Genomic DNA, 11968 nt, shown 5'->3' with positions numbered 1-11968 from the left:
GCGGCTGCAGCGATTGGTTCTCGTCCGGTGCCCATTTTACGTTCCGGTCAGACCGGCTTGCGGAAGACTGACGCGCCCCGCAAGCGGGCCGACCGGGCTGCTACTTGCTGTACGCGAGCAGGTCGGGGTTCTCGGCGTAGACCTCGGCGAGCAAGGTGAGATCGAACAACTGGCTCGCCGTGATCGTCAGGCCGGTCGCTTCGAGCGTGTCGATGCTCTGCTGTTGCAGCTCAGAGCTGATCGTGAACAGCCCGTTGGTCAGGGTGTCTGCGCTCACCACGAGGCCGGTGGACTGAATCTCGGCCTGGCGGGTTTCCTTCTCGATGGTGAGATCGAAGGTCGGCCCGTAGGTGTCGACGGTGAGTTTCGCCGCGGCGGCCGGGTCGTTGATAGCGTCGGTCCAGCCACGGATCTCGGCGACCAGCAGGGCCTTGAGCTTCTCCCGGTCGTTCTTGATCGCGTCGTCGGTCACGGTGAGGGTTTCGGCGACGAACGGCAGGCCGAAGTCGGCCAGCGGCAGGTTGACCGGGTCGAGCCCGAGGAGCTCGGCGTCGATGGACTCGTTGGTCAGGTAGGAGAACCAACCGTCGACCTCACCGTTGAACAGCGGGGTCGGGTCGTACTGCACCGGAAGGGTGGTCAGGGAATTCTCGTCGATGTCGTTGATTTCGAGGAAGGCTTCCCACAGGCTCAGGTTGCTCGCCTGTACGCCGATGGTCTTGCCCTTCAGGTCGTCGAGACCGGCGATATTGCCCTTGTCGGCGAGCGAAAGAATCGTGAACGGGTTCTTCTGGTACGTGGCGCCGATGATCTTCAGCGGAGCGCCCTCGTTGGCGATGATCGTTCCGGTGGAGATGGCGTTGCCGATGCCGACGTCGACGTTGCCCGAGATGACGGCAGCTTCAATGGACGCCGGACCCTCGATCATGTCCACGGCATCGAAACCGGCCTCGGCGAAGTAACCGTTCTGATCGGCGAGGTATTCGCCCATGAACTCGGCGTTCTTGATCCAGCTGAACTGGATGCTCGCGTCACCGAAGGAGGCACCCTCCACGGCCGTACCCGCGGCATCCGGGGTATCGCTGCCCGCGCAGGCCGTCAGTGCCAAGGCCAGCACGGCGGCGGCGACGACGCCCTTGACCACCCGGACAACCGCTCGATTATGGGTGGAAAAGCCTCTGGATGGTGTCATTGCGGGATTCCTCTCGAGGGTGCAAGGGCGCTGCGGTGGTACAGACGCTGTGGATCATGAATTTCCTGGGCAGAACAGCACCAGAAATCGCAGTTTAGGCGGGGCAGATATCGATTCGAGTTCGACTTTGTTTCGAACGGATGTCTAAAAAAGAAGGGTTGCCTCCGCCAGCCCGGTTCTACGCCGCACTGGCCCGGCCCGGCCGCTCAGCCCGTCGGCGCCAGCAGGCGGTCGAGGCCGCGGTTGATCTGGCGAGCCCAGAGCGGACCGCGGTAGAGGAACGCGGTGTAGCCCTGCACGAGGGTGGCTCCGGCGGCGAGACGCTCGGCGACCTGGGCTGCCGTGTCGACGCCGCCAACCGAGATGACACAGAACCCGGCCGGCACGACAGCGCGAATCTGGTGCAGGATGGCGAGGGAGCGGGCCCCCAGCGGGGCGCCAGACAGGCCGCCGGCTCCGGCTGCGTCAACGGTCGCCGCATCCGTTTTCAAGCCGGTGCGGGCAATCGTGGTGTTGGTGGCGATGATTCCGTCGAGGCCCAGTTCGACGGCGAGGCTGGCGATGCGGGCGACCTCGGCATCCGCCAGATCGGGGGCGATCTTCACGAGCAGCGGGGTATCGCCGGCAGCCTGTTTGACCGCGGTCAGAAGCGGGGCGAGCTGGTCAAGCTCTTGCAGGCCGCGCAGGCCTGGAGTGTTGGGCGAGCTGACGTTGACGACGAGATAGTCGGCGAGAGCGGCGAGGGTTTTAGCGCTCTGTAGGTAGTCGGCCGTCGCATTCTCGACGGCGGTGACACGGCTCTTGCCGATGTTGATGCCGAGCACGGGGCGCCCCGGCACGGCACGCACGCGAGCGAGTCGATCGACAGCGGCCGCGGCGCCGTGGTTGTTGAAGCCCATGCGGTTAATGACGGCGCGGTCGGCCACCAACCGAAAGAGTCGCGGGGTCGGGTTGCCGGGCTGGGCGAGCGCGGTGAGGGTGCCGACCTCGACGTGCCCGAATCCGAGCTGGCCGAGTCCGATGACGGCCTCGCCGTCTTTGTCGAACCCGGCGGCGACGCCGAACGGTGAGTCGAAGTGCAGGCCGAGGGTGTCGACGCCGAGGTCGGTGCGCGGCCGGGTGAAACGGTGCACGAGGCGGCCGATTCCGAGGCTCGGCAGGTGACGGATGACGATGAACGCGAGGTGGTGGGCGCGCTCGGGGTCCATCCTGGTGAGCACGAATTTGAAGAAAAGTGGATACATCGCGCCCTGGACCTTACGCCTACGGTTTAGTGGAACTGGTGGACGTGGACTCCGCTGACGCGGCCGCGGCGCCGGCAGCATCCGCTGGTTGCGCTCGTTTGCTGGCCTGAGCGGCCTTGTGCTCCGTGCGCAGCTGCGCGATGGCGCTTTCGAAGTCGTCGAGAGAATCAAAGCTCTGATACACACTCGCGAAGCGCAAGTACGCGACCTCGTCGAGGTCGCGTAGCGGCGGGAGGATGGCCAGGCCGATGTCGTTGGCCTCGATCTGTGCCGCTCCGGTCTGCCGAATCGTCTCTTCAACCTTCTGGGCGAGCATGGCCAGGTCGGAGTCGGTGACCGGTCTGCCTTGGCAGGCCTTGCGCACGCCGGTGACGATCTTCTCGCGGCTGAACGGCTCGACCACGCCACTGCGCTTGATAATGTTCAGGCTCGCTGTTTCGGTGGTACTGAAGCGGCGACCGCATTCGGGGCACTGACGACGACGACGAATCGAAAGGCCGTCGTCGCTCGTGCGCGAGTCGATGACTCGGGAATCGGGGTGACGACAGAACGGGCAAAACATTGTGCTGCCAGTCTACCGGTCCCGGCCTCCCCCGCTGCTCCGCTGCTCCGCTGCTCCGCGAGAGCAGGCCGCTCTCGCGCGACGGGGCCTACTGGGGAGCGAACCGCGCGGTCACGGCGTCGCCGTGCGCGGGGAGCGCCTCGGCGTTGGAGAGCGCCGCAATGTGACCGGCGACGCCCTGCAAGGCTTCGCGGCTGTAGCGAACGACCTGCTGCGGCCGGAGAAACGTGTAGGCGCCGAGTGCGGATGAGAACCGCGCCTGTCCCCCGGTGGGCAGCACGTGGTTGGATCCGGCGACGTAGTCGCCGAGGCTGACCGGCGAATACGGGCCAAGAAAGATTGCTCCGGCGTTTTCAATCTCGGCCAGCACGGCATCGGGGTCGCCGGTCTGAATTTCGAGGTGTTCCGGCCCGAAGACGTTGCTGAACGCGGCCGCGATCTGCAGGTTGTCGACGAGCACGATCGCCGACTGGCGGCCGCCGAGCGCAGCACGAACCCGTTCGCTGTGGGTAGTGGATGCTGCCAGCACGGCGAGGCGCGCCGCCACGGCCTCGGCGAGGTCAAACGAGTCGGTCACGAGCACCGCCGCGGCGAGCTCGTCGTGCTCGGCCTGGCTGACCAGGTCGGCGGCGACGAGCAGCGGGTCGGCGGCGGCATCCGCTATCACGAGAATATCGGTGGGGCCAGCTTCGGAATCGATCCCAGCCTGGCCGCGAATGAGGCGTTTGGCGGCGGCAACGTAGACGTTGCCCGGTCCGGTGACGATCTGCACCGGGTCGAGGCCGATGTCTTCGACGCCGTAGGCGAGGGCGCCGATCGCGCCCGCGCCGCCCATGGCGTAGATCTCATCGACGCCAAGGAGCGAGGCGACGGCGAGGATGGTCGGGTGCACGCGGCCGTCGAAGTGGCTTTGCGGCGGCGATGCGAGCGCGATCGAGCGCACGCCGGAGACCTGCGCCGGTACGACGTTCATCACGACGCTGGACGGATAGACCGCCTTGCCGCCGGGAACGTAGAGGCCGACCCGGTTCACCGGCTGCCAGCGTTGAGTGACGGTGGCGCCGGCCTCGATCGTGGTGGTCACGTGCGGGGGCACCTGGGCGGCGCTGGCCAGGCGAACCCGGCGGATGGTCTCGGTGATGGCGGTGCGCACGGCCGGGTCGAGCCCGGCGATGGCGTCGGCAATGTGGCTGGCCGGAACGCGCACCTGCTCGGGGCGCACCCGGTCGAGACGTTCAGCCTGGTCGAGCAGGGCAGCCTCGCCGCGCTCGCGCACGTCGGCAATGAGCTCGGCAGCGATATCGGCGGCGACGGCGACACTGGTCAGCGCGCGGGGTACGGACGCCAGGAGGTCGGCGGGGGTCGGCTCTGTGCCGCGAAGGTCAATAGTCTGGATCATCGTGTCCCAGCCTATCCGTGAACGCTGCGCGCCGACCGGCGCAGCAGCTCGGACTGCCGAACACGCCGTGACACTCCGTGCCCGGGAATAGGCTGAAGGTGAAACAGATTGTTGGTTGAGTATGCAAAGCAACGTTGAACCCCAAGTCATTAGTGAAGCCGCTATTACTCTGCCCGCCGGCCCGCCACTTGCAGCTGACCCGAATGCTCCCGATGACCTGGCGGCATTCAAGCACGCGTTCCGCCGTCATGCCGCCGGGGTCGCCGCAGTCACGACGCTCGCGCCCGACGGTAGTCCGGTCGGCTTCACCGCCACCTCCCTCGCCTCACTCTCGGCCGTTCCGCCGCTGGCGACCTTCAATATGGCCCGGTCGGCCAGCTCCTGGGCTGCGATTGCTGTGGCCGAGCGCGTGGTCATCCACATGCTCGGGGCCCAGAACCGGGCGATTGCCGAGAAACTGGCCGGCCCAAATACCGAACGCTTCGTCGGTGACCACTGGGAGCCGGGGCCCTATGGGCTTCCCGTGTTGACCGGGGTGACCAGCTGGATGATCGGCCGAATTGTCGAACGGGTATCGGTGCACAATAACGCCGTGGTGGTGGTGCAGATCGAGGGCGGCGGCATGGGCACCGACGATGAGGCCCTGCTCTACCACGAGCGCACCTACCGAGTACCGGGCGCCGCCGTCTAAAGCGGCCATGGTGCCCTGTGGGTAGCGGCCGTACCCGCCAGCGCGGGCACCCTTGGTCCGGGCCTGGTCGAGCCGCGCTGCTACTTCTGGGCGGCTAACTTTGCGGCGGCTTTGCGACGACGACGTTCGGCTTCGACAATGGCAGCCTCGGCCGGGGTCGGCGCGGTTCCGCCGAGGTGCGCGGGCTGCCACCACTGGCCAGAGCCCGGCACCGCATACTCCGACTGCACGGCATCGACCAGGGACTGCAGGGCCGCGTGGAGCCGAAGGGTGGCGACCGCTGCGTCACCGTCTTGGCCGGCAGTATCCGTTTGAAACGGCGTGCCGAAGCGGATGCTGACCGGAACGCCGACCCGTTCCCGCAGCGTCGAGCGGTGGTTCTTGGTCATCAGGCGATGACCACCCCACACGGCCACCGGGATGATCGGTACGTTCGCGGCCTGGGCCATGCGCACCGCGCCGGTCTTCAGCTGGCGCACCGTGAACGAGGCGTTGACGCCGCCCTCGGGAAACACGCCGAGCAATTCGCCCTCGCGGAGCGCGGTCACGGCCTGCCCATAAGCCTCGCCGCCGCTCTCCATATCGACGGAGATGTGCTTCATACCACGCAGCAGCCGCCCAACCAGCGGCTGGTCGAAGGCGCCCTTCTTGGCCATGAAGCGGATGTGTCGGCGATTGTGCAGCCAGGTGACCCACTCGACCAGGGCGAAGTCCAGGTAGCCGAAGTGGGTGATCGCGAGCACGGCGCCGCCGGTGGCGGGCAGTTGTTCCAGCCCGGTCACGTTCTGGCGTACCCGGAGCACGCCGAACAGGGCGCGTCCGGCGCTGATAGCGGTCGAGTAGATCGGCTCTCGCTTGTGCATGTATCCAGCCTAAGCGGGCATCCTGTCAGTCATCTGCAGCCCAGTGAACCGGGTCAGGTCAGGCAGTTGGGCCCGAGGATGCTCTTCAGCTCGCCGAACAGGTCCGCGCTCACCTTCACCCGGTGCGGCAACTCGAACACCCGCGCCACATCACCCTTGACCAGTTTGAGGCGCACCTCGGCGTCGCCGGCGTGGCGCTGGAGAATCTCGCCGAGCGCGCTCACCGTGTCGGTCGTCGCCCGCGCCTCCCCCACCGTGATCGCGACCATGCTCTGGTCCGAACCTTGGCCGAGTTCGGGCTGGAACACGCTGAAGGCGTGCAGGTTCATGCCGTCGTCGCGCAGGCTTACCCGACCGCGCACCACGACGACCGAGTCGCTGATCAGCTCCGGCGCGAACTCCAGATAGGCCTTGCCCATGAACATCGCGGTGATCTCGCCGCCGAAGTCCTCGACCTGAATCATGCCGTACTGGTTGCCCGACTTCTTCGCGATGCGATGCTGCACGCTCGTAATCAGGCCAGCCACGGTCACCGTGTCGCCGTCCTCTGTCGACTCCGACGCGATCAGGTCGGCGATCGTGGTGCTGGCGTGCTTGGCGAGCGGTATCTCCAGCCCGGCGAGCGGATGGTCGGACACGTACAGTCCGAGCATGTCACGTTCGTAGGCGAGTTTCTCTTTCTTGCTCCACTCCGGCCGGTCTGGCACCTGTTCGGTGTCCTGCGGCTCGTCGAACAGGCTGTCAAAGTCAAACCCGATATTGCCGTTGCTCTCTTCACGCTTGATCTTGACGGCCGACTCGACGGCCGACTCGTGAATCTCGACCATGCCCCGACGGGTGGCGCCGAGCGAGTCGAACGCCCCGGCCTTGACCAATGATTCAATCGTGCGCTTATTGGCCACCGGCAGCGGCACCTTGCGCAGAAAGTCGTGGAACGATTCGAAGCGCCCCTTCTCCTCGCGGGCGCCGCGAATGGCCTCCACCACGTTGAAACCGACGTTACGCACAGCACCCAGACCAAAACGGATGTCCGTACCCACCGCCGCAAAGAATCCGATCGACTCGTTCACGTCGGGCGCTAGCACCTGGATGCCCATGCGACGGCACTCGTTGAGGTACAGCGCGAGCTTGTCCCGGGAGTCGCCGACGCTCGTGAGCAGGGCCGCCATGTACTCGGCCGGGTAGACGGCCTTGAGGTAGGCGGTCCAATAGGAGAGCACGCCGTACGCGGCCGAGTGCGCCTTGTTGAAGGCATAGTCGGAGAACGGCAGCAGAATATTCCAGACCGTGGTGACGGCATCCATGGAATAGCCGCGGTCTTGCATGCCCTTGGAGAAGCCCTCGAACTGCTTGTCCAGCTCGGACTTCTTTTTCTTACCCATGGCCCGGCGCAACAGATCGGCTTCACCGAGCGTGAAGCCAGCGAGCACCTGCGCGATCGACATAACCTGCTCCTGGTACACGATCAGGCCGTAGGTGGTGCCGATGACGTCCTTGAGGGGCTCTTCGAGCTCCTTGTGAATCGGGATGATTTCCTGCACGCCGGTTTTGCGCAGCGCGTAGTTGGTGTGCGAGTTGGCGCCCATGGGCCCTGGGCGGTACAGCGCGATGACGGCCGAGATGTCCTCGAAGTTGTCGGGTTTCATGAGCCGCAACAGGGCCCGCATCGGGCCGCCGTCGAGCTGGAACACACCGAGCGTGTCGCCGCGGGCGAGCAGTTCGTAGGCGGCGGGGTCTTCGAGGCCGAGGTCTTCGAGTACGGGCCGGTGGCCGCGGTTCACGGCGATATTGTCGAGGGTGTCGTCGATAATGGTGAGGTTGCGCAGCCCCAAAAAGTCCATCTTGATCAGTCCGAGGGCTTCGGAAGCCGGGTAATCGAACTGCGTGACGACCTGGCCATCCGCTTCACGCTTCATGATCGGAATAATGTCGATCAGGGGGTCGCTCGACATGATCACTCCGGCCGCGTGCACACCCCACTGGCGTTTGAGGTTTTCCAGGCCGAGCGCGGTGTCGAAGACGGTGCGGGCCTCTGGATCGCTTTCAATCACGGCCCGAAAATCAGCCGCTTCGCGGTAGCGCGGGTGGTCCTTATCGAACATGCCAGTCAGCGGCACGTCTTTGCCCATGATGGCCGGCGGCATGGCCTTGGTGAGTTTGTCGCCCATTCCGAACGGAAAGCCGAGCACGCGCGAGGCGTCTTTCAGGGCCTGCTTGGCCTTGATCGTGCCGTAGGTGACGATCTGGGCGACGCGTTCCTCGCCGTACTTCTCGGTGACGTACTTGATGACCTCACCGCGGCGACGCTCGTCGAAGTCGACGTCGAAGTCGGGCATGGAGACGCGGTCGGGGTTGAGGAACCGTTCGAAGATGAGTCCGTGCACGAGCGGGTCGAGGTCGGTGATGCCCATCGCGTAGGCGACCATCGAGCCGGCGCCCGAGCCGCGACCGGGACCGACGCGGATGCCCTGCTGCTTGGACCACATGATGAAGTCGGCGACGACGAGAAAGTAGCCGGGAAAGCCCATCTGCACGATGATGCCGATTTCGTAGTCCGCGCGCTTGCGCACGTCATCGGGGATGCCCTTCGGGTAGCGTTTGGCCAACCCGATCTCGTTCTCCTTGATGAACCAGCTTTCCTCGTTCTCGCCCTCCGGGCAGGGAAAGCGGGGCATGTAGTTGGCTTTGGTGTTGAATTCCACCTCGCAGCGCTCGGCGATGAGCAGCGTGTTGTCGCAGGATTCGGGGTGGTCCCGAAACATATGCCGCATCTGCGCCGCGGTCTTCAGGTAGAACTCGTTAGAGTCGAACTTGAACCGGTTCGGGTCGTCCAAAGTGGATGCCGACTGTACGCAGAGCAGCGCTGCGTGGGCTGTCGCATCGTGCGCGTGGGTGTAGTGCAAGTCGTTGGTGGCCAGCAGCGGAAGGTCAAGTTCCTTGGCCAGCTTGAGCAGGTCGGTCATAGTGCGGCGTTCGATGTCGATGCCGTGGTCCATGATCTCGCAGAAGAAATTCTCTTTGCCGAAGATGTCCTGAAAGTCGCCGGCGGCCTTCTTTGCCTCCTCATACTGACCGAGGCGCAGCCGGGTCTGAACCTCGCCACCGACGCAGCCGGTGGTGCCGATCAGTCCCTTGGAGAACTGGCTGAGCAGCTCGCGGTCCATGCGCGGTTTGAAGTAGTAGCCCTCGAGGCTCGCCTTCGAAGAGAGTCGGAACAGGTTGTGCATGCCCTCGGTGTTTTCGGAGAGCAGCGTCATGTGGGTGTACGAACCAGCGCCACCGACGTCGTCCCGGTTTTGGCCGCTCGTGCCCCAGCGCACCCGGGTCTTGTCCCGCCGATCGGTGCCGGGCGTGATGTACGCCTCGGTGCCGATGATCGGCTTAATGCCGGCATCGGTCGCGCTCTTCCAGAAGTCGAATGCACCGAACACGTTGCCGTGGTCGGTGATCGCGACCGCCGGCATCCCCTCGTCGACGGCAGCCTTGATCAGGGGTTTCACCCGGGCCGCTCCGTCGAGCATGGAATATTCACTGTGCACGTGCAGATGCACGAACGAGTCGGTCGCGCTGGCCGGGTTACTCACGATTGCTCCGAGCAGTTGATGGAACGGTGTTCGATGGGGTCGATCGCCTCGCTTGATTCTGGGCGAGCGGATGCTGCGGCTAATCTCCGCGCAGCACGCCGAGGGCGTGCGAGAGGTCGGCCGGGTAGTCGGCGTTGTAGGTGACCCATTCGTGACTGTCCGGGTGGGTGAAGGCCAGCTGCTTGGCGTGCAGCCATTGCCGTTTCAGGCCGAGCCGGGCGGTGATCGATGGATCGGCGCCGTACATGGCGTCGCCGACACACGGATGCCGCTGGGCCGTCATGTGCACCCGAATCTGGTGGGTGCGCCCCGTCTCCAGGTGCACCTCGAGCAGGGAACCGTAGGGGAAAGCTTCGAGGGTCTCATAGTGGGTGATCGATGGCTTGCCATCGGCCATGACCGCGAACTTCCAGTCCGACCGCGGGTGGCGACCGATCGGGGCGTCGATCGTTCCGGTCAGCGGGTCGGGATGACCCTGCACGACGGTGTGGTAGATCTTCTGCACCTCGCGGTCATGGAAGGCCTTCTTGAGCGCCGTGTAGGCCGTCTCCGACTTGGCCACGACCATGAGCCCGCTGGTGCCGACGTCGAGGCGGTGCACGATGCCGGCGCGTTCCGCCGCGCCGGAGGTCGCGATGCGGAATCCAGCCGCCGCGAGGGCGCCCGGAACGGTCGGCCCGGTCCAGCCGACGCTCGCGTGCGCGGCGACCCCGGCGGGCTTGTTAATGACGACGATGCTCTCGTCGTCGTGCACGATCGTCAGGTCGGGTACGGCGATGGGGATGATGCGCAGCGGCTGCTTGGGCTGCCAGGTGACTTCGATCCAGGCTCCGGCTCGCAGCCGGTCGGACTTGCCGACGACGGTGCCGTCGACCACGACGCCGCCGGCTTCGGAGACCTCGGCGGCGAAGCTGCGGGAGAATCCGAACAGCTTGGCCAAACCGGCGTCAACGCGCACGCCCTCCAGCCCGTCGGGCAGGGGCAGGGAGCGACTCTCAGAGCTGCCGGTCATGGGCGCGGCTCGGTGGTCGGTGTCTCGGCCGGTGCAGCTGCGGTTGGTGCGGTGGTGGGTGTTTCTGGAGTCACAGCATCCGTTTGTTTCAAGGTTGACGCAGTCTTCTTGCTTTCGGCCACGACCTTGTTGCCATCGAGGCCGATGCCGCGGATGGTCAGGATCATGAACATGGCCATGCTGGTCACGATGGCCATGTCGGCCACGTTGTAGATCGCCGGCAGCATCCAGGGCGTTGAGATGAAGTCGATGACGTGGCCGAGCCCGAAACCGGGCTCGCGCAGCAGGCGATCGGTCAGGTTGCCGAGCACACCGCCCAGCAGCAGGCCGAAGACGAGTCCCCAGGCGAGCGAGCGGATGCGCCGGGCGAACCAGATAATGAACACCACGACGGCCGCGGCGATGATCGAAAAGATCCAGGTGGATCCGCTCGCGAGGGAGAACGCGGCACCCGGGTTCCGAACGAAGTGCAGTTGCAGCACATCGTTCAGAACCCGGATGACGGAGCCCTCCGTCATCGACGCGACGACGAGGTACTTACTGATTTGATCGAGCGCGTAAACGCCGAGCGCGACGAGGGCTAGAACGATAAGCGCTCGCGAACGCTTCTTCGTTCGGGCCCTAGGCTCCAAAGCCCTGGAAGCTGGGCTTCGAGCTCGAGTCGGACGACGGCGAGTCGACCGAGCTCGCGTCGAGGTCGTTCAGCTGACCCTCGATGTAGCTCTTGAGCTTGAGGCGGTACTCACGCTCGAACGTGCGCAGGCCATCGATCTTGCCCTCGAGCGCCGTGCGCTCCAGGTCGAGCTTCTGCAGCTGAACGCGCTGCTGTGTCTCGGCTTCGGCGATGACGCGAGCGGCGGTGGCGTGACCTTCAGCGATCAGGGCATCGCGCTTCTCGGCGCCTTCCTTGACGTGTTCCTCGTGCAGGCGGCGAGCCAGCTGCAGCAGGTTGGTCGTGCCGGCGGTCTCGTCGATCGGCGTCGGTACGATCGGCGCAGCCGCGGCCACGGGGGCAGCGACGGCAACCGGTTCGGCGACCACTGCGGCAACCGGAGCGGACTCGACTGCGGGGGCAGCTTCGGAGCCGGCCCCGCCGCGCAGTTCTTCGTTTTCCTTGGTCAGGCGACGCAGTTCGACGACGACCTCATCGAGGAAGTCATCGACCTCATCCTGGTCGTATCCCTCGCGGAACTTGGTCGACTGGAACCTTTTATTGACTACATCTTCCGGAGTTAGCGCCATGGCTTTTCACCCTCAAAACTAATATTTGTTGCGAACATTTGACTTACTCGAGCAATTGATTGTTTCGAGCATATGAATGACTTGAGCAGTTGAATGACTGGGTCCTAGGAACAACCCGAGCTGCCGACGAGCGAGTATGGGCTCACGGCGAACCATCATCGGACAAGGATACATGCCCC

General features: G+C 65.1%; 10 protein-coding genes. 1 reads left to right on the top strand and 9 read right to left on the bottom strand.

The window, feature by feature from the left end; all coding sequences use genetic code 11:
* Positions 1–100: 100 nt before the first annotated feature.
* The 4 genes from E3T41_RS03720 to hisD form a co-directional block, all read right to left on the bottom strand.
* The gene (locus tag E3T41_RS03720) at positions 101–1192 is read right to left on the bottom strand and encodes an ABC transporter substrate-binding protein (RefSeq protein ID WP_134477401.1); all 1092 of its coding nucleotides are present in this window, start codon (positions 1190–1192) and stop codon (positions 101–103) included.
* A 206-nt stretch (positions 1193–1398) separates the two neighbouring features.
* Entirely contained in the window at positions 1399–2436 is a 1038-nt protein-coding gene (locus E3T41_RS03715) for a quinone-dependent dihydroorotate dehydrogenase (RefSeq protein ID WP_134477400.1), read from the bottom strand.
* Positions 2437–2455: 19 nt separating this feature from the next.
* Complete coding sequence (gene nrdR / locus E3T41_RS03710; protein WP_092450508.1) at positions 2456–2998, bottom strand: transcriptional regulator NrdR; 543 nt, start codon at positions 2996–2998, stop codon at positions 2456–2458.
* Between the two features lie 88 nt (positions 2999–3086).
* Positions 3087–4397 carry a histidinol dehydrogenase gene (gene hisD, locus E3T41_RS03705; protein ID WP_134477398.1) on the bottom strand — a complete coding sequence of 437 codons (1311 nt, stop codon included), beginning with the start codon at positions 4395–4397 and terminating at the stop codon, positions 3087–3089.
* Positions 4398–4518: 121 nt separating this feature from the next.
* Between hisD and E3T41_RS03700 the strand changes: the two genes are divergently transcribed.
* Positions 4519–5088, top strand: a complete 570-nt coding sequence (locus E3T41_RS03700) for a flavin reductase family protein (protein WP_092450511.1) — start codon at positions 4519–4521, stop codon at positions 5086–5088.
* Positions 5089–5168: 80 nt separating this feature from the next.
* Here E3T41_RS03700 and E3T41_RS03695 read toward each other — a convergent pair whose 3' ends face one another.
* The 5 genes from E3T41_RS03695 to E3T41_RS03675 form a co-directional block, all read right to left on the bottom strand.
* Positions 5169–5951: a 1-acyl-sn-glycerol-3-phosphate acyltransferase gene (locus tag E3T41_RS03695; RefSeq protein WP_092450513.1), complete on the bottom strand. Its 783-nt coding sequence runs from the start codon at positions 5949–5951 to the stop codon at positions 5169–5171.
* 53 nt (positions 5952–6004) lie between these two features.
* Positions 6005–9472, bottom strand: coding sequence for a DNA polymerase III subunit alpha (dnaE, locus tag E3T41_RS03690; RefSeq protein ID WP_233195394.1), 3468 nt, complete (start codon positions 9470–9472; stop codon positions 6005–6007).
* A 142-nt stretch (positions 9473–9614) separates the two neighbouring features.
* Positions 9615–10547 carry an RluA family pseudouridine synthase gene (locus E3T41_RS03685; protein ID WP_092450518.1) on the bottom strand — a complete coding sequence of 311 codons (933 nt, stop codon included), beginning with the start codon at positions 10545–10547 and terminating at the stop codon, positions 9615–9617.
* Positions 10544–11179 (bottom strand): signal peptidase II, encoded by a 636-nt coding sequence (gene lspA, locus E3T41_RS03680; RefSeq protein ID WP_092450520.1) that lies wholly within the window; start codon positions 11177–11179, stop codon positions 10544–10546. Before lspA ends, E3T41_RS03685 begins: the two co-directional genes overlap by 4 nt.
* Positions 11169–11789, bottom strand: a complete 621-nt coding sequence (locus E3T41_RS03675; protein WP_092450522.1) for a DivIVA domain-containing protein — start codon at positions 11787–11789, stop codon at positions 11169–11171. The genes lspA and E3T41_RS03675 overlap by 11 nt, the downstream gene beginning before the upstream one ends.
* Between the last annotated feature and the right edge of the window lie 179 nt (positions 11790–11968).

The sequence above is a fragment of the Cryobacterium sp. Hh38 genome (genome assembly GCF_004403235.1).
Lineage (GTDB): Bacteria > Actinomycetota > Actinomycetes > Actinomycetales > Microbacteriaceae > Cryobacterium > Cryobacterium levicorallinum.
The sequence above is the reverse complement of the archived record's forward strand: the minus strand, read 5'-3'. Positions and strand labels throughout refer to the sequence as shown.

Coding starts and splice junctions, on each gene's coding strand:
- hisD (WP_134477398.1), bottom strand. CDS start 4,397: ATGATCCAGACTATTGACCTTCGCGGCACAGAGCCGACCCCCGCCGAC.
- nrdR (WP_092450508.1), bottom strand. CDS start 2,998: ATGTTTTGCCCGTTCTGTCGTCACCCCGATTCCCGAGTCATCGACTCG.
- E3T41_RS03715 (WP_134477400.1), bottom strand. CDS start 2,436: ATGTATCCACTTTTCTTCAAATTCGTGCTCACCAGGATGGACCCCGAG.
- E3T41_RS03695 (WP_092450513.1), bottom strand. CDS start 5,951: ATGCACAAGCGAGAGCCGATCTACTCGACCGCTATCAGCGCCGGACGC.
- E3T41_RS03685 (WP_092450518.1), bottom strand. CDS start 10,547: ATGACCGGCAGCTCTGAGAGTCGCTCCCTGCCCCTGCCCGACGGGCTG.
- E3T41_RS03700 (WP_092450511.1), top strand. CDS start 4,519: ATGCAAAGCAACGTTGAACCCCAAGTCATTAGTGAAGCCGCTATTACT.
- E3T41_RS03675 (WP_092450522.1), bottom strand. CDS start 11,789: ATGGCGCTAACTCCGGAAGATGTAGTCAATAAAAGGTTCCAGTCGACC.
- E3T41_RS03720 (WP_134477401.1), bottom strand. CDS start 1,192: ATGACACCATCCAGAGGCTTTTCCACCCATAATCGAGCGGTTGTCCGG.
- dnaE (WP_233195394.1), bottom strand. CDS start 9,472: ATGCTCGACGGAGCGGCCCGGGTGAAACCCCTGATCAAGGCTGCCGTC.